At 63.5% G+C, this 23,088-nt stretch carries 21 protein-coding genes and 3 tRNA genes; 15 read left to right on the top strand and 9 right to left on the bottom strand.

The genetic code is table 11. The features are described from left to right. Nucleotides 1–6: 6 nt before the first annotated feature. Nucleotides 7–1,074, top strand: a complete 1,068-nt coding sequence (mutY, locus tag ACJ7Z0_RS11725) for an A/G-specific adenine glycosylase (protein ID WP_434789982.1) — start codon at nt 7–9, stop codon at nt 1,072–1,074. A gap of 112 nt (nt 1,075–1,186) precedes the next feature. On the opposite strand, the gene rapZ is transcribed toward mutY, so the two are convergent. The 3 genes from rapZ to ACJ7Z0_RS11710 are packed head-to-tail and all read right to left on the bottom strand — an operon-like array spanning nt 1,187 to nt 4,654. Beyond that, nucleotides 1,187–2,062, bottom strand: coding sequence for an RNase adapter RapZ (gene rapZ / locus ACJ7Z0_RS11720; protein WP_369654808.1), 876 nt, complete (start codon nt 2,060–2,062; stop codon nt 1,187–1,189). Beyond that, complete coding sequence (gene recN / locus ACJ7Z0_RS11715) at nt 2,062–3,741, bottom strand: DNA repair protein RecN (protein WP_434789981.1); 1,680 nt, start codon at nt 3,739–3,741, stop codon at nt 2,062–2,064. Before recN ends, rapZ begins: the two co-directional genes overlap by 1 nt. Before the next feature lies 1 nt (nt 3,742). Beyond that, entirely contained in the window at nt 3,743–4,654 is a 912-nt protein-coding gene (locus ACJ7Z0_RS11710) for an NAD kinase (protein ID WP_434789980.1), read from the bottom strand. Nucleotides 4,655–4,682: 28 nt separating this feature from the next. On the opposite strand from ACJ7Z0_RS11710, the gene hrcA reads away from it, so the two are divergent. From hrcA to greB, 5 genes are all read left to right on the top strand, one after another. Then, nucleotides 4,683–5,690 carry a heat-inducible transcriptional repressor HrcA gene (gene hrcA, locus ACJ7Z0_RS11705; protein WP_434789979.1) on the top strand — a complete coding sequence of 336 codons (1,008 nt, stop codon included), beginning with the start codon at nt 4,683–4,685 and terminating at the stop codon, nt 5,688–5,690. A 32-nt stretch (nt 5,691–5,722) separates the two neighbouring features. Next, nucleotides 5,723–5,799 (top strand) — tRNA-Ile (locus ACJ7Z0_RS11700). Between the two features lie 64 nt (nt 5,800–5,863). Beyond that, a tRNA-Arg gene (locus ACJ7Z0_RS11695) sits at nt 5,864–5,940 on the top strand. Between the two features lie 151 nt (nt 5,941–6,091). Beyond that, on the top strand, nt 6,092–6,538 hold the full coding sequence (locus tag ACJ7Z0_RS11690) for a hypothetical protein (RefSeq protein ID WP_434789978.1): 447 nt from the start codon (nt 6,092–6,094) through the stop codon (nt 6,536–6,538). 25 nt (nt 6,539–6,563) lie between these two features. Further along, nucleotides 6,564–7,133: a transcription elongation factor GreB gene (gene greB / locus ACJ7Z0_RS11685; protein WP_434789977.1), complete on the top strand. Its 570-nt coding sequence runs from the start codon at nt 6,564–6,566 to the stop codon at nt 7,131–7,133. 26 nt (nt 7,134–7,159) lie between these two features. Here the strand turns inward: greB and ACJ7Z0_RS11680 are convergent, their stop codons facing one another. The 4 genes from ACJ7Z0_RS11680 to ACJ7Z0_RS11665 form a co-directional block, all read right to left on the bottom strand. Further along, entirely contained in the window at nt 7,160–9,415 is a 2,256-nt protein-coding gene (locus tag ACJ7Z0_RS11680; protein ID WP_431128035.1) for a RelA/SpoT family protein, read from the bottom strand. Between the two features lie 93 nt (nt 9,416–9,508). Then, nucleotides 9,509–9,712 carry a DNA-directed RNA polymerase subunit omega gene (rpoZ, locus tag ACJ7Z0_RS11675; RefSeq protein ID WP_021009011.1) on the bottom strand — a complete coding sequence of 68 codons (204 nt, stop codon included), beginning with the start codon at nt 9,710–9,712 and terminating at the stop codon, nt 9,509–9,511. Nucleotides 9,713–9,745: 33 nt separating this feature from the next. Beyond that, nucleotides 9,746–10,366 carry a guanylate kinase gene (gmk, locus tag ACJ7Z0_RS11670; RefSeq protein WP_015867099.1) on the bottom strand — a complete coding sequence of 207 codons (621 nt, stop codon included), beginning with the start codon at nt 10,364–10,366 and terminating at the stop codon, nt 9,746–9,748. 8 nt (nt 10,367–10,374) lie between these two features. Beyond that, nucleotides 10,375–11,289: a YicC/YloC family endoribonuclease gene (locus ACJ7Z0_RS11665; RefSeq protein ID WP_434789976.1), complete on the bottom strand. Its 915-nt coding sequence runs from the start codon at nt 11,287–11,289 to the stop codon at nt 10,375–10,377. Between the two features lie 92 nt (nt 11,290–11,381). Between ACJ7Z0_RS11665 and ACJ7Z0_RS11660 the strand changes: the two genes are divergently transcribed. From ACJ7Z0_RS11660 to ACJ7Z0_RS11635, 6 genes are all read left to right on the top strand, one after another. Then, entirely contained in the window at nt 11,382–12,389 is a 1,008-nt protein-coding gene (locus ACJ7Z0_RS11660; RefSeq protein WP_055802752.1) for a serine/threonine protein kinase, read from the top strand. Then, entirely contained in the window at nt 12,386–13,291 is a 906-nt protein-coding gene (locus tag ACJ7Z0_RS11655; protein ID WP_431128041.1) for a PP2C family protein-serine/threonine phosphatase, read from the top strand. Before ACJ7Z0_RS11660 ends, ACJ7Z0_RS11655 begins: the two co-directional genes overlap by 4 nt. A 135-nt stretch (nt 13,292–13,426) precedes the next feature. Continuing rightward, nucleotides 13,427–14,158, top strand: a complete 732-nt coding sequence (rph, locus tag ACJ7Z0_RS11650) for a ribonuclease PH (RefSeq protein WP_434789975.1) — start codon at nt 13,427–13,429, stop codon at nt 14,156–14,158. Between the two features lie 13 nt (nt 14,159–14,171). Next, entirely contained in the window at nt 14,172–14,771 is a 600-nt protein-coding gene (locus ACJ7Z0_RS11645; protein ID WP_431128047.1) for a non-canonical purine NTP pyrophosphatase, read from the top strand. 3 nt (nt 14,772–14,774) lie between these two features. Next, nucleotides 14,775–16,034 (top strand): radical SAM family heme chaperone HemW, encoded by a 1,260-nt coding sequence (gene hemW / locus ACJ7Z0_RS11640; protein WP_434789974.1) that lies wholly within the window; start codon nt 14,775–14,777, stop codon nt 16,032–16,034. 32 nt (nt 16,035–16,066) lie between these two features. Further along, nucleotides 16,067–16,154 (top strand) — tRNA-Ser (locus ACJ7Z0_RS11635). 236 nt (nt 16,155–16,390) lie between these two features. On the opposite strand, the gene ACJ7Z0_RS11630 is transcribed toward ACJ7Z0_RS11635, so the two are convergent. Then, nucleotides 16,391–17,917, bottom strand: a complete 1,527-nt coding sequence (locus ACJ7Z0_RS11630) for a P-loop ATPase, Sll1717 family (RefSeq protein ID WP_434789973.1) — start codon at nt 17,915–17,917, stop codon at nt 16,391–16,393. 287 nt (nt 17,918–18,204) lie between these two features. Here ACJ7Z0_RS11630 and ACJ7Z0_RS11625 point away from each other — a divergent pair, with 287 nt between their 5' ends. Together ACJ7Z0_RS11625 and ACJ7Z0_RS11620 are read left to right on the top strand one after the other, a co-directional pair. After that, a complete protein-coding gene (locus tag ACJ7Z0_RS11625) occupies nt 18,205–19,254 on the top strand; it encodes a CHAT domain-containing protein (RefSeq protein ID WP_434789972.1) in 1,050 nt (349 codons plus the stop codon). A gap of 555 nt (nt 19,255–19,809) precedes the next feature. Next, entirely contained in the window at nt 19,810–20,283 is a 474-nt protein-coding gene (locus tag ACJ7Z0_RS11620) for a hypothetical protein (RefSeq protein WP_434789971.1), read from the top strand. A gap of 135 nt (nt 20,284–20,418) precedes the next feature. On the opposite strand, the gene ACJ7Z0_RS11615 is transcribed toward ACJ7Z0_RS11620, so the two are convergent. Continuing rightward, nucleotides 20,419–20,853 carry a hypothetical protein gene (locus ACJ7Z0_RS11615; RefSeq protein WP_434789970.1) on the bottom strand — a complete coding sequence of 145 codons (435 nt, stop codon included), beginning with the start codon at nt 20,851–20,853 and terminating at the stop codon, nt 20,419–20,421. Nucleotides 20,854–21,767: 914 nt separating this feature from the next. Here ACJ7Z0_RS11615 and ACJ7Z0_RS11610 point away from each other — a divergent pair. Then, nucleotides 21,768–23,069: an HlyD family secretion protein gene (locus ACJ7Z0_RS11610; RefSeq protein ID WP_434789969.1), complete on the top strand. Its 1,302-nt coding sequence runs from the start codon at nt 21,768–21,770 to the stop codon at nt 23,067–23,069. Nucleotides 23,070–23,088: the final 19 nt, after the last annotated feature.

Below are 23,088 nucleotides of genomic sequence, written 5' to 3'. Positions count from 1 at the left end.
CGTCCGGTGTCCACCGCGGCCACGGAACTGCAGGTGCCCACGGCTTTCGCCCAGCGCATCGTCGACTGGCAACGCAGCCACGGCCGCAGCGAGTTGCCGTGGCAGAACACGCGGGATCCCTACCGGGTCTGGCTGTCGGAGGTCATGCTCCAGCAGACCCAGGTATCGACTGTGCTGGGATACTTCGCGCGCTTTCTCGAACGCTTTCCGACCGTGTCGGCCCTGGCCGAGGGCACCGAGGACGAAGTGTTCGGCCTCTGGAGCGGGCTGGGCTATTACAGCCGCGCGCGCAACATGCACCGCTGCGCGCAAGAGGTGGTGGCCCGCTTCGGCGGCGAATTTCCGCGCACGGCCGCCGAGCTCACGACTTTGCCCGGCATCGGCCGCTCCACCGCCGCAGCCATCGCGGCCTTCTGCTTTGGCGAGCGGGTCGCGATTCTCGACGGCAACGTGAAACGCGTGCTGACGCGCGTGCTCGGCTTTGGCGGCGACATGTCTTCGTCGGCGCAGGAACGCGCGCTGTGGGACCAGGCTACGCAACTGCTTCCGCCGGCCGAACAGAAAGAGGCCATCGCAAGCTATACGCAAGGGGTGATGGACCTGGGCGCGACGGTCTGCCTGCCGCGCAAGCCGAGCTGCATGATCTGCCCGTTGACCAATACCTGCGTGGGGTTGCGAGAAGGGCAGCCGGAGCGCTATCCCGTCAAGACCCGCAAATTGAAGCGCAGCGCCCAGTCACTCTGGGCCTTGTTGGCGCGCGATGCAGAAGGCCGTGTATGGCTGGAGAAGCGCCCCGCAAAGGGCATCTGGGCGGGGCTCTATTGCCTGCCGGTGTTCGACACCCGCGAAGAGCTGTTGGCCGCGCTGCCGCCCGCCGAGCAGCGCCACACGCAAGACCTGTCGCCCTTCGTGCACGTGCTGACCCACAAGGACCTGCACCTTCACCCGGTGCTGCTTCGCAGCAGCGGCCAGCCGCAGGGCGATGCCGCGCGCTGGGTGGGTGCGCAAGAGTGGGCCCGCCTGGGATTGCCGGCGCCCGTGCGCAAGCTGCTTCTAGAGAGCAGCGCAAGCTAGCGTCCTGGCTCCTTCGTGGAACACTGAGGAACCGGCTTTGCCGGGCCTCTGGTGTTGCGCCCGGTAGGGGGTAGGCGTAGCGACACGAAGTGCGCGAAGACTGGGGGCGAGCTTAAGTCGCGTCGAGTTCGCGGTGCCGCTTGAGGGCACCCCAACGGGTTCCGAAAGCACGCGCCAATTGCTCGACCAGGAACACCGAGCGGTGCTGGCCGCCCGTGCAGCCGATGGCCACCGTCACGTAGCTGCGATGGTCTCGCGCCAGCGCATCGAGCCAGCGCGAAAGAAATTGCTCGATGTCGTCGTACATGCGCGCCACGTCCTCGTGCTCGCGCAGCCATTCGACCACCGGCGCATCGCGGCCCGTGAGCGGGCGCAATGCGGGCACGTAGTGCGGGTTGGGCAGCATGCGCACGTCGAATACGAAGTCGGCGTCCAGCGGCACGCCGCGCTTGAAGGCGAACGACTCGAACACCAGCGTCAATGCGCTCGGCGGTGCCGAGATCAGGGCCTTGATGTAGCTCTGCAGTTGGGCCGGTCGGATGAGGCTGGTGTCGATCACGTCGGCGCCGTCGCGCAAATCGGCCAGCAGCTCGCGCTCGAGCTCGATGGCCTGAACCAGCGCGCGCTCCTGCTCGGGAGCGTCGGTGCGTCCCTCGAGGCGCGACAGCGGATGGCGCCGGCGGGTCTCCGAATAGCGCCGCAGCAACGCGTCGGTGGTCGCGTCCAGAAAAAGCGATCGCAGCGAGACGCCGTCGTTCCGCAAGGCGTCGAGCTGCTGCGGCACGATCGGCAGCGACACGCCGCTGCGCACGTCCATCGCAATGGCGACGCGCGTGGCCTGCTGTTCGTGCTGCAGCGCGATGAAAGGCGTCAGCAACTCGGGCGGCAGGTTGTCGACGCAGTAGTAGCCGGCGTCTTCCAGCGCATGCAGCGCCACCGACTTGCCCGAGCCGGACATGCCCGTGATGAGCACCAGGTCGAGGTCCATCACATCGCCGCCGAAGTCTTGTGGCCCAGCATTTCGCGGGCATGCGCCAGCGAAGTCTGCGAAAGCTTCTCGCCGCCGAGCATGCGGGCGATCTCGCGGGCGCGGTTGTCGTCGTCGAGCCGCGAAACGCCGCTTTCGGTGCGCGGGCCGTCCTGGCCCGCCGCAGCCGTCTGGCGCTTGGCCACCACCAGGTGGTGATCGGCGCAGGCGGCCACTTGCGGCAGATGGGTCACGGCCAAGACCTGGCGGTCGCGGCCGAGCTGTTTCATGAGGCGCCCCACGGTCTCGGCCACGGCCCCGCCGACGCCGGCATCGACCTCGTCGAAGATCAGCGTCTGCGCGGCGCCAAGCTGGCTCGTGGTCACCGCAATGGCCAGGGCAATGCGGGAGAGCTCGCCGCCTGAAGCCACCTTGCCGATGGGGCGGGGCGTGCTGCCGGGATGGCCGCTCACGAGAAAGGCGACGTCTTCGAGCCCAGCGCGGCCCGGCTGTGCCAGCGGCTGCAGTTCGACTTCGAAACGGCCGCCTTGCATGCCAAGCCCCTGCATGGCCCGCGTGACCGCCTCGGCCAGGCGCGGTGCCGCTTGCTTGCGCGATTTGGCGAGCGCCTTGGCTTCCTTCATGTAGGCCTGCCCGGCGCTTTGCTCGGCGCGCTCCAGGCCTTCGAGGTCGCTTTGCGCATCGAGCGCCTTCAGCTCGGCCTGCCAGCCGGCCAGCAGCGCCGGCAGGTCGCCCGGCGTGCGCTTGTAGCGGCGCGCCAGCGACATCCAGAGCCCCATGCGCTCGTCCAGTTCCGCCAGGCGCTGCGGATCGGCTTCGGCGTCGCGCAGGTACCCGTGCAGCGAATGCGCGGCGTCGGAGGCCTGCGCCACGCTGGAGGCCAGCACCTCGCCAAGGGCGCGGAATTCAGGCTCGATGTGCTCGCAGTTCTGCAGCAGGGTGACGGCGCGCGACAGCGCTGCGAGGGCACCGTTGTCGTCGTCTTCCAGCGCCTGGCTGGCGCCCTGTGCCGCGTCGATCAGCGCCTGCGCGTTGGAGACGCGCGCATGGTTGGTCGAGAGTTCTTCCCACTCGCCCTCGGCGGGGGCCAGCTTCATCACCTCGGCAATCTGCCATTGCAGCCGTTCGCGCTCGCGTTGCAGCGAATCTTGCGCCGAGCGTGCGTGGTCGAGCGCGGAGAGGGCTTGTCGCCATGCCTGCCAAGCCGCGTCCAGCGCATCGCTGCGCACCCCGGCATAGGCGTCGAGCAGGCCGCGCACGGCCTCGGGACGCGTGAGGCTCTGCCAGGCATGCTGGCCGTGGATGTCGAGCAGGCGGTCGCCAAGTTCCCGCAGCTGCGTGGCCGTGGCCGGGCTCCCGTTGATCCAGCCGCGGCTGCGTCCTTGCAGGTCGACGGTGCGGCGCAGCAGCAGGGCGTCGCCGGATTCGAATCCGCCTTCGTCGAGCCAGGCTGCAAAGGCCGGATCGGCGTCGAACTCGGCGCTGACATCGAGCCGCTCGGCGCCCTCGCGCACTGCGCCCGCGTCGGCGCGGTTGCCGAGCGCCAGTTGAAGCGCATCGATCAGTATGGATTTGCCCGCGCCGGTTTCGCCGGTCAGCACCGTGAAGCCAGAGGATAGATCGAGTTCGAGTGATCGCACGATCACGAAGTCGCGCAGTGCGATGCGTCGCAGCGCCATCTCAGGAGCCCCCTTCGTTCCAATGAAGTTTCTTGCGCAGCGTGTCGAAATAGCTCCATCCGCGCGGATGCAGAAAGCGCACCCGGAAGTCGGAGCGGCGCACCACCACGCGGTCGCCGATGGCGAGCGACGCCAGCGACTGCATGTCGAAATTGGCGCTGGCGTCGCGCCCGGCCACCAGTTCGATCACGATCTCGTCGGCATCGGGCAGCAGCACCGGGCGGTTCGAGAGCGTGTGCGGTGCAATGGGCACCAGCACCCAGCCCGGCACCGCGGGGTGCAGCAGCGGCCCGCCGGCCGACAGCGCATAGGCTGTCGAGCCCGTCGGCGTCGCGATGATCAGGCCGTCGGCGCGCTGGTTGGCCACGAAATGCCGGCCGACCGAAACCCGCAGCTCGACCATGCCCGAGGTGGCGCCGCGGTTGACCACCACGTCGTTCATTGCCAGCGCATCGAAAACCGAGGCGCCGTCGCGCATGACCTGCGCATGCATGAGGCTGCGGTGGTCTTCCTCGTACTCGCCGGCCAGCATCGGGATCAGCGTGGCCTGGTAGTTGTCGAGCGGAATGTCGGTGATGAAACCGAGCCGCCCGCGGTTGATGCCGATCAGCGGAATGCCGTAGCACGCCAGCTGCCGGCCGATGCCCAGCATGGTGCCGTCGCCCCCCACCACCAGGCCCAGATCGCAGCGCTGGCCGATTTCCTCGACGCTCAGCGGTTCGTAGCGGCCGCCGACGTTCGCGTCCGCATCGGCTTCGTCGGCCGCGGACTTTTCTACGAACACCTCGCACCCTTGCGATTCCAGGAACGTGCCGATGTCTTCCATGACGCCGTCGCGCGCGTCTGCCTGCGCCCGGGCGCCTGAAGCCTGGTATTTGCCGATCAGCGCGACGTGACGAAAGCGGGAAGTCATCTACAAATTACAACACTAAAATCTTGCAATGCTGGACGACCGTGCCAAGTTGCTCCTCAAGACGCTGGTCGAGCGTTACATCGCCGAAGGCCAGCCGGTCGGGTCGCGGACTTTGTCGCGCGCGCCCGGGTTGGACCTGTCCCCCGCGACCATCCGCAACGTGATGTCGGACCTCGAGTCGCTGGGGCTGATTGCCAGCCCGCACACCTCGGCCGGACGTATTCCCACTGCTCGCGGCTATCGGCTTTTCGTCGACACCATGCTCACGGCGCAGCGCGAGCAGATGAGCGCGCCGAGCCTTGCGCCCGACCAGCCGCAGAAGGTGATTGCCAACGCGGCCAACCTGCTGTCCAACCTGTCGCAGTTCGTCGGCGTCGTCATGGCGCCGCGGCGCGCCTCGGTGTTCAAGCAGATCGAATTCCTGAAACTTTCGGACCGGCGGCTGCTGGTGATCATCGTCTCGCCCGACGGCGACGTGCAGAACCGGGTGATCTTTCCGGAGGCCGATTATTCGCAGTCGCAGTTGGTGGAGGCATCGAACTACATCAATGCCCACTACGCGGGCTTGACCATCGAGCAGGTGCGCGACCGGCTCCAGTCCGAAGTCGAAAAACTGCGTGGCGAGATTGCAGCGCTCATGCAGGCGGCAGTGAATGTCAGCTCCGAGGTGCTCACCGAGGCGCAAGAAGACGACGTCGTGATTTCCGGCGAGCGCAACCTGCTCTCCGTGACCGATTTTTCTAGCGACATGAGTCATTTGCGCCGTGCGTTCGAGCTGTTCGAGCAAAAGGCGCAACTGATGCGGCTGCTCGACGTGTCGAGCAAGGCCGAAGGCGTGCGAATTTTCATCGGCGGCGAGAGCCAGGTGGTGCCGTTCGAGGAGCTTTCCATCGTCAGCGCCAACTATGAAGTCGACGGACAGGTGGTGGGCACCCTGGGCGTCATCGGGCCGACGCGAATGCCCTACGAGCGCATGATCCAGATCGTCGACATCACCTCCCGGCTGGTCAGCAATGCGCTGAGCCACCGCAAGTAGGCAGCGCCGCGAATAGAATCGTGGCCTCTCGTGGGCCGTTAGCTCAGTTGGTTAGAGCAGCGGACTCATAATCCGTTGGTCGATGGTTCAAGCCCATCACGGCCTACCACTTGGCATTCATTTTCTGACCTGGCTCGCCGGGGGCAAAAATGGATGCTATAATCGATAGCTGTGCGGCTGTAGCTCAGTTGGATAGAGTACTTGGCTACGAACCAAGGGGTCGTGGGTTCAATTCCTGCCAGCCGCACCACTCTCTTGAATGGCCTGGAAGATTTAGATCTTCCAGGCCATTTTCTTTTGGGCGATCGCAGCCAGTGCAGCCGTGGTCACGGCGCGAAGAGAAAGCACGCTCATGCGCCTGGGGCTAAAGTTCAGCCCAGTCATACAACGCGCAACGCATCATGAGCATTTCGGCAAAGCGGCTTGCACTCCAATTTCTCATGCTGTCTTCAGCAGCAGGCGCGGCATCGGCAGGAACCATCACCTGCGTCCCCGGCGCAAGCAATGGGCCCGCATCGCCTTTCAACTGGGTGCGCCGGATTTCAATCGACGAGCACTCCCGCACCGTCAACCTCGACGTCGTGCGTTCCCGAACGAAAGACACGGAAACCATGGGCAAGATGAGGGCCGATCTTGTGAGCATGGATGAGAGCCAGTCCGGGGAGCCCGTCTATGTTTTCAACTCCATTCCCACGGTCGGGACCGAGGTCACGCATCTTTTCAAGCTGTTCAAGGCGAACGAGTGGCGCCTTGTCAGCGCGGGCGTCGCTTTTGCGAACAAGGTGCCTGTCCTGCGAGCGGTCGAGCAAAGCGTGGTCTTCGACTGCAAGCGCTCGGACCTGGGTTGAGGAAAATGGATTTGGAGCTTCTATCGTGAGCAAAGCGTTCACCAAGGAAACCGACGCTGGCGGCGACGACGATGATGGCGACAGCACCGCCCCCGCACTGCCCAGCGGCAGTAAGAACTACATGACGCCGGCCGGCTATGCCCGGCTGCGCGACGAACTGCTCCAGTTGATGGACGAAGAGCGCCCCAAGGTGGTGGAAGCCGTGCATTGGGCCGCCAAGAACGGCGACCGCTCGGAGAACGGCGACTATCTCTACGGCAAGAAGCGCCTCAGGGAAATCGACAGGCGCATTCGCTTTCTCACCAAGCGGCTCGAGATCGCGGAGGTCACCGATCCCTCGGTGCACCACGGCAGCGACCAAGTCTTCTTTGGCGCCACGGTGCGCTATGTCGACGAGACCGGCGACGAACGCAGCGTGACGATCCTGGGCATCGATGAAGCCGACAGCGCCAAGGCGCAGGTCAGCTGGATTTCCCCGATCGCACGGGCGTTGCTCAAGTCACGCGAGGGCGACGTGGTGAAGCTCGTTACGCCCGGCGGCGCGCACGAGGTCGAATTGCTGTCGGTCAGCTACCCGGCTCCCGGTCCGGCGTAGCGTTGCCATTCAACGCTGCGGTTTTTTCAGGCCGCAGGAACCGTGCGCGCGGCGGTCAGCACCGAGGCGGTCCGCCGCGCCGCGCGCAAGACGGCGTCCAGGTGAGTCCGGTCGCGCACGGCAATCACGAAGCGCAGATCGGTCGAATCCTGCGGGGTTTCGTCCGCCATCTCGACGTGCGTGATGTCGGCTTCGGCGTCCGCCAGGGTGGCGGCCACGCGGGCCAGCACGCCCTTGTCGTTGCGCACGGTGATGACCACGCCGGTCTCGAAGGCGCGGGTGGGCTCGTCCGCCCATTCGACCGCGAAGAAGCGCTCGCTGTCCTTGTGGCGCAGGCGCTGGCCGACGCCGCAGCTTTCGGTGTGCACCACAAGGCCTTCGCCATGCCCGAGATAGCCGACGATCTCGTCGCCCGGAATGGGCCGGCAGCACAGCGCAAAGCGGACCGACGAGTTCTCGCTGCCGTCCAGCGTGACGGCCCCCTGCGAGATGGTTTCGTGCGAAATGAAGCGTTCGCGGCTCAGCAGCAGCGCATCCGGCCGCTCGCCCAGTTCTGAGAGCATGGCCACCAGGCGCTTTGCCACGATGCTGGCAATCCGCTTGCCCAGGCCGATGTCGGTCAGCAGTTCGGCGCGGGTACGGTTGCCCGTGAAGCGCAGCAGCTTTTCCCATAGTGCCTGGTGTTCGGCGTCGTCGGCCGGCAGCTTGCTGAGGCCTTCGGCGCGCAGCGCCTGCGCCAGCAGCTTTTCGCCGAGGCCTTCGGATTCCGCATGGGCCAGGGTCTTCAGGTAGTGGCGGATCTTGGAGCGCGCGCGGCCGGTTCGCACGAAGCCGAGCCAGGCCGGATTGGGCGTCGATACGGGGGCGGTAATCACCTCGACCACGTCGCCGTTCTTGAGCTCGGTACGCAGCGGCACCTGGTCGCCGTTGATGCGGGCGGCCGAGGTGTGGTCGCCGATGTTGCTGTGGATGGCGTAGGCAAAGTCGACCACCGTGGCGCCGCGCGGCAGGGCCAGGATCTGGCTCTTGGGCGTGAACACGTACACCGCATCCGGAAAGAGGTCGACCTTGACGTGGTCCCAGAACTCGGCGGCATCGCGCGTTTCGTCCTGGATGTCGAGCAACGACTGCAGCCACTTGGTGCCGAGCCTGTCGTTGCTGGCCGCATTCGGCTCCGCGGCCTTGTAGAGCCAGTGCGCCGCAACGCCGGATTCGGCCACCACGTGCATGGCCTCGGTGCGCAGCTGAAACTCCACGTTCACGCCGGCCGGGCCCACCAGCGTGGTGTGCAGCGACTGGTAGCCGTTGAGCTTGGCGATGGCGATGTGGTCCTTGAACTTGCCCGGCAGCGGCTTGTACATCTGGTGCAGGATGCCAAGGCCGGTGTAGCAGGCGATCACGTTCGGCACGATCAGGCGAAAGCCGTAGATGTCGGTCACCTGGGCAAAGCTCAGGTGCTTTTCTTCCATCTTGCGGTAGATCGAATAGAGCGTTTTTTCGCGTCCCGCGATGCGCAGCGTCATGTTGGCGTTGGCAAAGGCGGTTTCGACTTCGCGCTGCACCTTATGGATCAGATCGCGGCGGCGCCCCCGCGCCCTGGCCACGGCCTTGGACAGGGTGGCATAGCGCCAGGGCTTCAGGTGGCGGAACGACAGCTCCTGCAGCTCGCGATACGTCTGGTTCAGGCCCAGCCGATGCGCGATGGGCGCATAGATTTCGAGCGTTTCGCGCGAAATGCGGGCCCATTTTTCGCGCGGCGCATCGTCGAGCGTGCGCATGTTGTGCGTGCGGTCGGCCAGCTTGACCAGAATGACGCGCACGTCGCGCGCCATGGCCAGCAGCATCTTGCGGAACGATTCGGCCTGGTTTTCTTCGCGGGTATTGAACTGCAGCTTGTCCAGCTTGGTGAGCCCGTCGACCAGCTCGGCCACCGGGGCCCCAAAGCGCTCGATCAGTTCCGGCTTGGTAACCCCGCAGTCCTCGATGGCATCGTGCAGCAGGGCGGCCATCAGCGCCTGGGCGTCGAGCTTCCATTCGGCGCATTGCGCCGCCACCGCGATGGGGTGGGTGATGTACGGTTCGCCGCTGTTGCGCAGCTGGCCCAGGTGCGCCTCGTCGGCAAAGCGGTAGGCGCGGCGGACCAGCTCGGTGTCTTCGGGGCTCAGGTAGTCGAGCCGGGCCGTCAGTGCGGCAAAGCTTGCGGCAGCCGCATTCAGCGCCGCCGGGCTCGGCTTTGGCGTGCCCGAAGGGGCATGGGACTGATGTTTGGCAACCGCACTCATGGCTACCACTTTAGCGTGACCGCTGTATGGACGCGTCCAGACGTAAAAAAAGCACCGCTTTGCGGTGCCTTTTCGTTGCAGGGGTGCGTCAGATCAGCCCGGCACCTTCTTGAGCATTTCGATGCCGATCTTGCCTTCGGCGATTTCGCGCAGGGCGGTCACGGCCGGCTTGTTCTTGCTCTCGATCTTGGGCGCGTGGCCTTGGCTCAGCATGCGCGCACGGTACGTGGCGGCCAGAACCAGCTGGAAGCGGTTGGGGATCTGAAGCAGACAATCTTCGACGGTGATGCGGGCCATGATGAGAATCTTTCGGTCGGGGTGAGCAGGAAATCAGGGGATGTTCAGGGCGGCGAATGTGTCGGCACGTGCGCGGCGCTGTGCAGAATACCGAAGCCGCTGAGCGTGGACGATCGCCTTGAGATCGAAAAGCGCGCGCTCAAATAACTCGTTGATTATAACGAAGTCGAATTCCCCCGCCCGGGCCATTTCTTCCGCGGCATTCTTGAGGCGCAGTTCGATGACGGCGGCGCTGTCTTCGCCGCGCCGTTCCAGCCGCGAGCGCAATTCTTCCCAGCTGGGCGGCAGGATGAAGATCATGACCGCGTTGGCAAAGGTCTTGCGGATCTGGATGGCGCCCTGGAAGTCGATCTCCAGGATGACGTCGGCCCCCTGGGCGATCCGCTCCTCGATGGCCTTCTTGGAGGTGCCGTACCGGTGGCCGTGCACGTGGGCCCACTCCACGAAGCCGTCGGCGGCGATCATGGCGTCGAATTCGGATGGCGAGGTAAAAAAGTACTCCCGGCCGTGCTTTTCCTGCCCGCGCGGTGGCCGCGTGGTGTGGGAAACCGAGGGCTGGACGGCCGTGTCCAGCTCCATGAGCGCCTTGACCAGGCTCGATTTGCCGGCACCGCTTGGTGCCGCGACGACAAAAATGTTGCCTGGATAGTCCATTCGCTCGCTCATTCGATGTTCTGTACCTGTTCGCGCATCTGCTCGATCAGGACCTTCATGTCCACGCCAATGCGGGTGAGCTCCAGCGCGGCCGACTTGGAGCCCAGTGTATTGGCCTCGCGGTGCAGTTCCTGGATCAGGAAGTCCAGCCGCTTGCCGATTTCGCCGCCCTTTTTGAGCAGCCGCTCGATTTCGTCGAGGTGCGAATTGAGGCGCGTGAGCTCTTCCGCCACGTCGATACGAATGGCAAAGGCGGTGGCCTCGTTCAGTGCCCGGTCCTGGGCTGCCTCGGGCAGGGTGCCGCCGGTCAGGCCCATGGCTTCCTGCCAGCGCTCCAGGAAACGTGCGCGCTGCTGCTCGACCAGTTGGGGAATCAGCGGGCCGGCCTGTTCGACCAGCGTGCGCAATTGGGCCAGATGGGCCTCCAGCATCTTGGCGAGCCGTGCGCCTTCGCGCTGGCGGGCGGACATCAGGGCGTCCAGCGCCTTGCCGCTCACCTCGAGCAGGTCGCTGCCCCAGTCGCCACGGGCGGCGCTGTCGCCGCCGGCAAGGCGCAGCACGTCGGCCACGCTCAATTCGCGGGCGCCGGGCAGCCAGGCCCTGATGCCGTCCTGCACGCCGTTCAGCCGCTGCAGCAGCTTGACGGAGGGCTCGACGACGCCGGCCTGGGCGGTGTTCTCGATGGCGGCCCGCACTTCGACCTTGCCGCGCTTGAGTTTGCCCGTGAGCAGCTCGCGCAGCGCGGGTTCATGCTGGCGCAGTTCCTCCGGCAATTTGAAGGTGAGATCGAGGAAGCGGCTGTTGACCGAGCGTATCTCGACCCCGAGTCGTCCCGCGGCGGTAGGCCGTGCTTCGGCTTCGGAGTGGCTGCCAACGGGGCCGTTCTGGCCACTGGCATAGCCGGTCATGCTGTAAACTGGCATTGCGCCTCACTGTGGTTTTTGCTTGCATGCACCGAGGCGTCGGCATGGCGTTCGCTTGCCGCACCATCGCCTTCGGGCGAAACTCCCGGATTATGTCAAAGGTCAAGCCTTCGCCCCTGCTGCCCGATACGGTCATTGGCGGTTACCGCATCGTTCGTCGCCTTTCCGCAGGCGGTTTTGGCGTTGTCTATCTCGCCATAGACCCCAGCGGACAGCAGGTTGCCGTCAAGGAATACCTGCCGTCTTCGCTCGCCACGCGCGGGCCGGGCGAGCTCACGCCCGAGGTTCCGCCCGAAAAGCTCTCCCTCTACAGGCTCGGCCTGAAGAGCTTTTTCGAGGAAGGCCGCTCGCTCGCGCAGATCTCGCATGCCTCGGTGGTCAGCGTTCTCAACTTTTTCAGGGAGAACGAGACCGTCTACATGGTCATGAACTACCTGGAGGGCGCGACCCTGCAGGACTTCGTGGTGACCGCGCGCGACCTGAAAAAGCCCAAGGTTTTCCGGGAATCGACCATCCGGTCGCTTTTCGACGAAATTCTGCGGGGCCTGCGCATCGTGCACCAGTACAAGATGCTGCACCTGGACATCAAGCCCGCCAACATCTTCGTCACCGACGAAGACCGCGCGGTGCTGATCGACTTTGGCGCCGCCCGCGAGGTGCTCAGCAAAGAGGGCATCTTCATCCGGCCGATGTACACCCCCGGCTTTGCCGCCCCCGAGATGTACCGGCGCGACTCGTCGATGGGCCCCTGGACCGACATCTACGCCATTGGCGCCTGCATTTACGCCTGCATGCAGGGCTACCCGCCCAACGACGCCCCGCGCCGCATCGAGAAAGACCGGCTCAGCCTGTCGCTGTCGCGGCTGCGTGGCGTGTACTCCGACAACCTTATCGAAGTGGTCGAGTGGTGCATGTCGCTCGACCCGCTCTCGCGGCCGCAATCGGTCTTTGCGCTGCAAAAAGAACTGAGCCGCGAAGGCGAGCGGCGCTACACCAAGCTCACCGTTGGCGAAAAGGTGCGGCTTTCATTCGACAACATCCGCTCCTTCGACAAGAAGGCCCTGCCCAGGGCGGCGGCACCTACGACGCGTCCGGCATGAAATTCTCGGTATTCCAGGTCAGCCGAAAGGGCGGCCGTCTCAAGAACGAAGACCGCATGGGCTACTGCTACACGCGGGAGTCGGGCCTTTTCGTGCTGGCCGACGGCATGGGCGGCCACCCCGAGGGCGAGGTTGCGGCCCAGCTGGCATTGCAGACCATTGCGGCGCTCTACCAGCGCGAAGCGCGCCCCACCGTCAAGGACGCCAAGGCCTTCCTGGCCGAATCGGCCATGGCCGCGCACCAGCAGATCATGCGGTACGCAAGCCACAAGGCCATGCTCGACACGCCGCGCACCACCGTCGTTGCGGCCCTGCTGCAGGGCACCACGGCCACCTGGATGCATTGCGGCGACTCGCGCCTTTACGTGGTGCGCGACGGCCGCCTGCTGACCCGCACGCGCGACCATTCGCACGCCGAGCGCCCGCGCCCGCAAGGTTCGGACATGCCGGTCAACCGCAATCTGCTGCTCACCTGCCTGGGTTCGCCGACCACGCCGCTGTTCGATATTTCGGCCCCGCTGCAATTGCAGCGCGGCGACCGCATCATGCTGTGCTCGGACGGCGTGTGGGGCGTGCTCGACGATGCCGTCATCGTGCACACCCTGTCTTCCGACAAGCCGGTGTCCGATGCGGCGCCCGACCTTGCCGAAATGGCGCTTCGCAAGGGCGGCGCCCACAGCGACAACGTGACGCTCATCGCGCTCGAATGGGAAATGCCCGATTCGACGCGCGAAGACCGCGGCGTTTCCACCGAGACCATCGACGACGGCGTTTTTGCGTCCACCATCCAGGCCGGCATGCCCTCCGACGGCGAGATCGAGGACATGGACGAAGACGCCATCGAGCGCTCGATTGCCGAAATCAACGAGGCCATTCGCCGCTCTGCGGCAAAGAAGATTTGATACCCGGGCGTGCCGCGCATTGCGCAGCCGCCCACCCCTTTTTATGGCGGCTGTTCCCACGCTGCCGGCAACGCCGGCGCCGCGGCACGGCTGGCCGATGAGTTCCGTTTTATTCCCACGCACCCCCTCACAAAAATGACTGCTTTCACACGAAGCGCCGGCCGCGCCGCCGACCAGCTGCGCCCGGTGCGCATTACCCGCGGTTTCACCATCCACGCCGAAGGTTCGGTGCTCATCGAATTCGGCCAGACACGCGTGCTGTGCACCGCCTCGGTCGAGGAGCGCGTGCCACCGCACAAGCGCGGCAGCGGTGAAGGCTGGGTCACGGCCGAATACGGCATGCTGCCGCGCGCCACCCACACGCGCAGCGACCGCGAGGCCGCACGCGGCAAGCAAAGCGGCCGCACGCAGGAAATCCAGCGCCTCATCGGCCGCTCGATGCGCGCCGTGTTCGACCTGGCCGCGCTGGGCGAACGCACCATCCACCTCGACTGCGACGTGCTGCAGGCCGATGGCGGCACCCGCACCGCGGCCATTACCGGCGCATTCGTCGCCGCGCAAGACGCTGTCAACAAGCTGCTGGCCGCCGGCACGATCCCCGCATCGCCCATCAGGGGCCACGTGGCCGCCATTTCGGTCGGCATCGTCGGCGGCACGCCGCTGCTCGACCTGGAATACACCGAAGACTCGGCCTGCGACACCGACATGAACGTCGTCATGACCGGTGCCGGCCATTTCGTCGAAGTGCAGGGCACCGCCGAAGGCGCGGCGTTCTCGCGCGACGAGATGAACATCCTGCTCGGCCTGGCCGAGAAAGGCATCGGCGAACTGATCGTGCTGCAGCAGCAGTCCCTCGAGTCGAAATGAGTAAGTAGTGGCGATGAAACTGGTTCTGGCCTCCAACAACGCCGGCAAGCTTGCCGAACTCCAGCAGCTGTTTGCGGAGTTGGCCGTGACGCTCGTGCCCCAATCGGCATTGGGCGTGGGCGAGGCCGAGGAGCCGTTTCGCACCTTCGTCGAAAACGCGCTGGCCAAGGCGCGCCATGCCAGCGCCGCAACCGGCCTGCCCGCCATTGCAGATGACGCCGGGCTTTGCGTCGACGCCTTTGGCGGCTTGCCGGGTGTCGACACCGCCTTCTATGCCACGCAGTTCGGCTACGCCAAGGGCGATGGCAACAACGTCAAGGCCCTGCTCGAGCAGCTCGACGGCGTGGTCAACCGGCGCGCCGCACTCGTCAGCACGCTGGTCGCGCTGCGCGGGCACGACGACCCCGAGCCCCTCATCGCCGTTGGCCGCGTGGTCGGCGAGATCACGAAGGCGCCCATCGGTGACAACGGCTTTGGCTTCGATCCCGTCATGTATTTGCCCGGCTTCGGCAAGACCTTCGCGCAGCTGCCGCCCGAGGTAAAAAACGCCAACAGCCACCGGGGCCAGGCGGCAAAGGCCATGCTGGCCCTGATGCGCGAACGCTGGTTCTGACCCATGGCCACCGTCGTTCCCATTCAGCCCGCGCAGCCTACCGGCGCGCCGCAGGCCAACGACGTGCTGCACTGGATGCGGCCCGGCCCGCTGCAGCTTGCGGCGTTGCCGCCGTTGTCGCTCTACATTCACCTGCCCTGGTGCCTGCGCAAGTGCCCTTATTGCGACTTCAACTCGCACGAGTGGCGCGCCACCAACGAGGCCGAGGCCGAAGGCATTCCCGAGGCAGCCTACCTCGACGCGCTCATTGCAGACCTGGATGCCGCGCTGCCGCTCATCTGGGGCCGCACCGTCCACACCATTTTTATTGGCGGCGGAACGCCCAGCCTCTTTTCGCCCCAGGCCATCGACCGCCTGCTGGGCGACGTGCGCGCCCGCCTCAAGCTGGCGCCCGACTGCGAGATCTCGCTCGAAGCCAACCCCGGCACCTTCGAGCGCAACCGCTTTCGCGCCTACCGCAGTGCGGGCGTTACGCGCCTGTCGGTCGGTGTGCAGAGCTTCAATGATGAGCACCTGAAGGCATTGGGCCGCGTGCACGATCGCGCACAGGCCATTGCCGCCGTCGAAGAAGCCGCGAGCGCATTCGACACCTTCAACCTCGACCTGATGTACGCCCTGCCGGGCCAGACGATCGAGGGCCTGGACGCCGACCTGACCCAGGCGCTGGCGCTCGCGCCGCCGCACATCTCGGTGTACCACCTCACCATCGAGCCCAACACCTGGTTCGCCAAGTTTCCGCCGACGCTGCCCGAAGACGACGTGGCCTACGCCATGCTCGACCGCATCACCGAGCGCACCGCCGCCAGCGGCATGTCGCGCTACGAGGTGTCGGCCTACGCGCGCGCCGGCCACACCTGCGCGCACAACCTCAACTACTGGCAGTTTGGCGACTACCTTGGCATTGGCGCCGGCGCCCACAGCAAGCTGAGCTTTGCCCATCGCATCGTGCGCCAGGTGCGCTTTCGCGAACCGCGCCTGTACATGGACAACGCCCGCGCAGGCGCCGCAGTAACTCAGAGCGAAGAAGTCGCGCTGGCCGACCTGCCGTTCGAGTTCATGCTCAACGCGCTGCGCCTGAAAGAAGGCTTCACGCTGCCCCAGTTCAGCGAGCGAACAGGGCTGGCCATGACCAGCATCCAAAAAGGGATGGAAGAAGCCGAGCGCAAGGGCCTCATCGCCCGTGACCTGCACCGCGTGTGGCCCACCGAACGCGGGCTGGATTTTCTGAGCGACCTGCAGACGCTTTTCCTGCCCGAGGCTTGAGGGCGCACGGTCAGCATAAAATCGACGGTTCCGGAGAGTTGGGTGAGTGGTTTAAACCAGCAGTCTTGAAAACTGCCGACGAGAAATCGTCCGTGAGTTCGAATCTCACACTCTCCGCCACTGAGCGAGAAAACTAGCGGCCTTGGGCCGTTTTTATGCTTCTACCCCCACACAAAACCCAACATCCCGAAAACAGGGTGCGAGGCTAAGCACTTCGCTTGCAAGCTTTCTATAAGGGATTCGGTGGAGGGGGCCAAAAAACTCCGCGCAGGGCTTCCCCCTTTCGGGTGCGCACATAGGGGTATCGGTCTCGACACTTGGATGGACGAGTTCATCGCTAGGCGTTTGCCGACGCCTCAGCGCTGCCTTGAGGTGGCTGGCATCAATATCCTGTTAACTCGCGCCTGCTTGACCCCAAGAAGGTAGGTGCGAAATGCGGGATGGATTTCCCAGGTGGCCCCTTGCATATCATTCCAATTCGACGTCCTTACGAAAGAGGGGTCGTCGTGAAAATTGATATGTCGAAAATCGCGGTCTTTCGTACGGTCAGGGACGCGGGGGTTAATAACTCCTGCCTCGTGCATCAGTTCAAGAAGAATGATGGCGTCATCATCGACTTCAGGTCTCATTTGCGTGCCGCGGACGCTCAGAGAGGTAATGCTTGGAACAGTTCTCATATGGCGGCGAATCGACTCGAAATTTGAGTCGAAATCACAATCTGCAAGCGAATCAATAATTTCACGAATGTTCTTGCAGTCAATTGAAAATTCGTTCACAACGTCATCGACTCGTTCGCTGGAGTACAAGGCCATTGCCTTATTTGCGTCAGCACTTCCAATCTTTACATGAGATTCGCTGTTTGCAGCATCGATCATGTTCTTAATAAGCTGAATGGCATCACGTGGTCTCTCTCTAGCTGATTTCGTGATGAAAGACTGCCATGATCGACGCGCGTCACTCGTCGGAAGCGTCATTTCGTTGCCTTCAAAAAAAACTGGATATGGGTCAGTTCTTGCAAACCCGGCGTCGACAGCAGCACGTTCCAGGCGTCGCCTAATGATCGCCTGCATAAGTTTATCGTCCGCCAAGAGAGGAATCACTAAACCGCGCATGTGATCGGTCTGGTCCCTCTGGCCTAGGCTTTCGGTGGTTAGCCGTGTCCAGACGCTTGCACGTAAGCTCACGATCGGACGCACTGCCATGCATTCGCCTGCTAGCCTGCGAACAGCCAGAATTAAACCCCAGATCCGATTTAGGTGAGTAGCTTGATCCGGGGCAGCTAGTTGATCGGTATCATCAATTAGTAAATAGAAGACAGACCCGGAAGAGAGCAGCTGGCGATTAATCGCCGATGTAAGATTCTGCGCGGAGTTCGACGCTGCCAGATCCTTGGCTAGTTGCACTCCATTGACCTTGCTGACTGGCAATGAGATTGCCGAAATCAGTTCCAATGTAGTTTGAATGATGTCTCCCTGAGCAATGCCGCGCTGCTTTGCCTCATTATAAAGACGTGCGGCATCGCCCTTTAAAAACCCCTTAAGGTTGGAGCCAATTTTGCTCGCAATTGTGCGAAGCAGCACATCATAGTAATAGGACTTTAATGAGCCGATATCAAACGAAGTCGGCTGTGGTGTCGTGATAATATTGTCTGGCCGGATCAAGAGGCACGGAATTTTTTTCTTGTCTGAGACCTTTGCGATCCATTCGACTACCGCGCTCTTGCCTATGCCTTTATTGCCGATGAGAAGGCGCATGCTTCCAGGCTCAATGGCACAAAGCTGGTCGAACTGCGTCGGTGACACGAAGGTCTCGCCAAGAAATGGTCGGTCTCCTTCTGCGGTTCCGCTTCTAACGTACTTGAGAAGGTTGTCGAGGAGTGCCATTGCTCTGGGCCCTTTTGCGCTGAACAGGCCTGATTGTGCAGCCTTACGAGACTGGCGGCGAAGCCTTTTGGGCTTTATCACCGTTGCCGCTTGCGCGACGACCATAAGGCGGTTTATTCAGTATCTTCTACCCGCCCGGCCAGGCGGCAGCAAAATTGGTGCGCGTCAGCGGGTCTCGTGGAGCCCTACCGGAGCGATCTAGTTCAATCCCGTAGAACGACTGCGCCCAGTCGAGACGTAAGTTTGGGGAGTGCCAGCCTGCGCACGCCAAGGCTATGCTTGGAGAGATGACGACAGAGAGCTACCGACGAGACGCGCTGAAACATCAGCAAGAGATTGCTCGACTGCAAACAGAAAAGGCTCGAGAAGCATCCAAGGTGGCTGACGAGAAGAAGCGCGCAAATACTGCTGCCGATTTAGTGCGGCGAGCGACTAGTCCCTCCTCGGCCCAATCGCGAGTTCGTGATGTGAAAAAGCATGAGGAGGCTGCGGCGCGATCTCAGAAAAAGGTGGCTGATATCGAGACGAGGATTGCCCGCGAGCAGACTCGGTTGAATGATGCGCACAAACGACTCGCCTCCGCGGAGATTCAGGAAACTCGTCGGAAAGGCCAAGAGCAGCAGCGCGCTGCGCAGGAGAATGCGCGTCGTATGGCATCGCTGGCAGGAGCGGTAAGTCAGCACCATCAACTTACGATGGATGTGCTGAAAAAGCTGGAACAGTTACCGCGCCGGATCACCGTGCTTTTTCTTGCTGCTAACCCGATTGATCAGCAGCAGCTGAGGCTTGACGAAGAGGTTCGTGGCATTGAGGAGATGATCAGAAAGTCGCAGCATAGGGACGCGGTCGAATTGAAGTCACGATGGGCGGTTCGGCCCATGGACGTGCTGCAGGCGATAAACGAGATACGTCCGACCGTTGTTCACTTCAGTGGGCATGGATCGGATCAAGACGAGATCGTCTTTCAGGACAACGCTGGAAATGCGAAGTTGGTATCGAAGGAGGCGATTGTGCAGACCATGGCGGCCGGGTCTGACGATATCCAGTTGGTGTTCTTCAACACGTGTTACTCCCGCGGTCAGGCAGAGGCTGTCGTTGAGCATGTTCCTGCTGCGATCGGAATGAACACCTCAATTGGAGACGATGCTGCTCGTGTCTTCTCGTCGCAGTTCTACTCAGCGCTGGGGTTCGGCTTGTCTGTTCGGCGAGCCTTTCAACAAGCAAGAGCGGCGCTTATGCTGGAAGGAATTCCAGAGGAGGCTACTCCAGAACTGTTCACGGCAGAAGGACTCGAGGCTGACGACCTGATACTCGTGCAATCGGTCGGCGCAGCTTAGTTCGAAGCGCTGAGTGCAGGCAGGAGTGGTGCGCGGCGGCGGTGGCGTGGCAGAGGAAGGCCGATTCGCCGTAGACTGACCCATGCACCGGCTGAGTTGCCAAGCGCCCCTCAAAGACAGACCAACGATGACAGAACGTACTTTCGCCGAAGAGAAAATTCAGAACCTGATGGATCGAGTTTTTCTCCTCAGGCGAGTGCCGGCAGGCAGCGTCGTGCCGATATAGGCCGCGTAATGGGGCAGGCACGGACTAAAGAGGCCAGCGCCCGTGAGGTCGCATTCTCGAAGACGAATCAGTGCATTTTTTGTGGCGGCTGCACCGCGGCTACTACGGTTGACCATTGCCCGCCGCGCGCGATCTTTTCTCGCCGACAATGGCCGGAGGGATACGTCTTTCCAGCCTGTATGACGTGCAACGCAGGCAGCAAGACAGCCGAATCCTGGGTTGCGCTTATGTCTCGCCTACACCCCGGCGCAGACGCCGAGTCTGCGTCATCGCAACCGGAATTGGAGCGTCTTGCACGCCCGCTATTGAAGCCCGGCATGCTGAGGTCAATGCAACTCACTGCGAATCGAAAGCGTGAGCTCGCGCGGCGTGTGGGACTCAAGCCGGATCCTGGCCAGACCTATAGCGACTTGCCGCTAATGAGCGTCCCGGAGCCTGCGCGCCTGGCAGTGCCAGTATTTGCGGAGAAGCTTGCCAAGGCCCTGCACTTCAAGCATTCTGAGCGCATTGTGCCAACCGAGGCAGCAATTCGGCATCGTTGGTTCACCAACTTCAATCAGATCGAGGGGACGATCCCCGAAGACATCTTCACAGTGCCCACAGGTTTTGCCAACCTGCGTCGAGCCACCGTCGACCTGAGCGACCAGTTTAACTATCGCTTTGCAATGGCTAACACGGGAGACCTCAGCCTCTTCACGATCTGGTTTCGATTCTCGTTCTGCATCAACATCGCTTTGGCCTTCGATCCCGGTGTGATGCAGAGGCTTATGGCCGAAGTTGCTGCGAGGTCTCAGGCAGGTTGAGGCTTGCAGCCATGTGAGGATGACCGCTTGCCGGTCGCATCGTCGACTGAGTTCTCTCTTCTGCCCGAGGCTGACTGGGAGAACTGGCTGGCAAAACCTCGCCTATCCCAGGCCCAACCACTCGACCTCGCACTACTACTCAAACCGTATCTCAGCCACCGTAGGTGCATTCGGCTCCCTGGTATCGGCATTCGCAAGGGCGCCGTCCTTCTCGTTCCTGAACCAGTAGCGGCACCCGGTCCGAGAAATCATCGTCACGCACATTGAGCCATCGGGGTTGAGAAACCACTTCCCCGACGCCTTGCCGGGCCCGCTTTGGTTGGCAAAGTCGACGCGGCCGTCCGAATAGAACTGCCAGCGCGAGACCATGCCGGTCGAAAGATTGCTTGAAACGATGGGCTTGCCGATCAAGGTGGTCTCGATCTCGGTTTTGCTCAGAAACACGCGGTCATGGATTGGTGCGGCGGGCTCTTCGGAGATGGCGGGCACGGCGGCAACGCAAAGCAGCGTGCGAATGGCGTAGCGTGTGAACATGACATGCCCCTCTGACGTCGCGTAGTCGGCGGGCATTCCGCCGCGCGCGTGCGTCCAAGCGCCCGGTTGGCCTGTCGGTAACGCCGGATGGCGTTACATGGCATTAACTAAAAAACGCTACATCTCTGCGCGCTAGATCCGGCCGGTGCACGCGAACGAGGCCTGCTTCTTCCTGCGCTCCACAGCCACGCCCGGAGGCTGTGGCCCGAGATCGACCCGAGGAAGGCGGCATTCTTTTTCGGCGATGACACGACTTGTGCTCCGATGGGCCCTCGGTAAGGTGGCCGAAGGGCGTTGTGGGGTGGCTTTCGCAAACTCCTTGGCAAGGCGCCAGAGACCGCGGATGAGCACTATGAATGCAACTGTGCAGGTGCTTGTATTGCGCTGTGTCGTGCGTACGGCGCTTGTAAACGGCCGCCTCGTGAAGTGCCTTGTGCGGGCGGAAGCGCGACCCCTTCGAGACCGTTGCGGAATGGCACGCTGGCCGCTTTTTTCTCGGCCTCGGCGTTGCCTAAATCCGTCAGAGTCGCACGGGTTGGTTACCGGATATGTTCGGCTAACCCAGGTCGCGGCTGCCGCATCCCGATGGCTCGATTTCCGCGCTCCGGCGCTTTTTGCGGACGCGGCTTGGAGCGCTTGCTGGGCAGTCCTGAAACCGGCCGCCTTTGCCTGCCGGACGAGGCCTTTCGTTGTCAACAGCGATAAATCCGACGCCACTGTAGGAAGTTAGCTCGACCGAATGGTCGGTCAGGATGTGAAGTCCGCACATCTTGTTGCTCACCGAAGCAGTGGTAAATCGGCTTTGGCCGTACCTTCGTATTGCACTGCAGCATGCGGACGCGGCGGCCCTCGAGGCGCCGGCGGCTCCGTTCGGGCTACAGGCGAGTTCCCTTTCATTCATGGATGTTGCGCCGATTTCCGGCGCACGCCTTCGCATCAAGAGGTGGGGTATGCGTGTGTCGAAACTGCCTTCATTTGTTTTTCCCCGCGGCGATCGCCGCACTGCCAGCGCGAGGGCCCGTCGGGTTCCGCGCAGCCCTCATCGAGGCCGGCAGGCGGGCGCCTTCGTTCCCAAGCTGGCGGCCTATGCGCTGCTGGCCTTCGTGCTGTGGCTGATGGTGGCCACACTGGTCCAGCCGCTGCTGTCTTCGCAGGCCACGCGGGCGGTGCTGCAGGCGCCTGTCGGCCTGATCACGTCGCCTATCAACGGCGTGGTGTCGCAGATGGTGGTGCATGCGCGTGACGTGGTGGAGCCCGGCACCGTGGTGGCCACGGTGCGCAACCCGACCGTGAGCCAGGAGATTCTCACGACGCTGCGTTCGCAGCATCTCGCGCTGCAGAGCCAGTTGGCGCAGCTGGGCAACCAGTTCAAGGCCGACAACCAGGAGATGAGGTCCGTCGGGCAGGAGGCCTCGGTTCACCGCGAGGCTTCCGTGGCCCAGGCCTGGGAGGCCTGGCAGATTGCGCGGCGCCAGCGCGACGTGGCGCACAGCATGGTCGAAGAGCAGGAGAACAAGGTCAAGACCAACCAGGCCTTGCTGGAGCAGGGCGCCATCAGCGAGCAGGTGATGAACGCGTCGATGGCGCAACTGAACACGGCGCGCGCCAATGCGTCGGTGGCGGAGCAAGCCTTTGCCGGGCAGGCCCAGACGGTGGCCAGCGCGGGGCAGGGTGCGTTCGTGGGCACGGGTGGCAACAGCCTCTTCCAGACGCTCGCAAGCCGGCGCGAGGTGCTGCGCAACAGCGTCGGCCGTGCCCAGCAGGACGGCGCCGCCATCCTCCAGCAGCTCAAGCAGGTGATCCAGCTCGAAGACGAGGAACGGCGCCGGGTCGAGAAGCTGTCCTCTTACGAAATCAAGGCCTCGCAGGCGGGGCAGGTTCACTCGGTGCTCGCACCCGAAGGCGCGTACGTCACGGCGGGTGCCTCGCTGGTGCGCGTGACCGACTGCAGCCGGCTCGGCGTGGTGGCGGTGTTTCCGGCGCGGGTGGCCAAGCGCCTCAGCATCGGCTCGACGCTGGACGTAACCCTGACCGAAAACGGCGCCGCGGTGCCGGCGCGCGTGGAGCAGTTGCTGCCGGTGGCGTCTGAAGAACTGCAGAGCACCTACAGCGTGCCGTTCCCCTTCGCCGAGCAGGGCTCCCTCTACGCGGTGGCGCGCATCGAGGCCAAGGACGTGTCGTCGGCCGCAACCGCCGCGGGCAACAACCTGTGCGCGCCCGGCAAGGTGGTATCGGCCAGCCTCAAGTCCTGAGCACGGGCACAGACGTACC

The sequence above is a fragment of the Variovorax palleresanus genome (assembly GCF_051144945.1).
GTDB lineage: Bacteria > Pseudomonadota > Gammaproteobacteria > Burkholderiales > Burkholderiaceae_C > Variovorax > Variovorax paradoxus_S.
The sequence above is the reverse complement of the archived record's forward strand: the minus strand, read 5'-3'. Positions and strand labels throughout refer to the sequence as shown.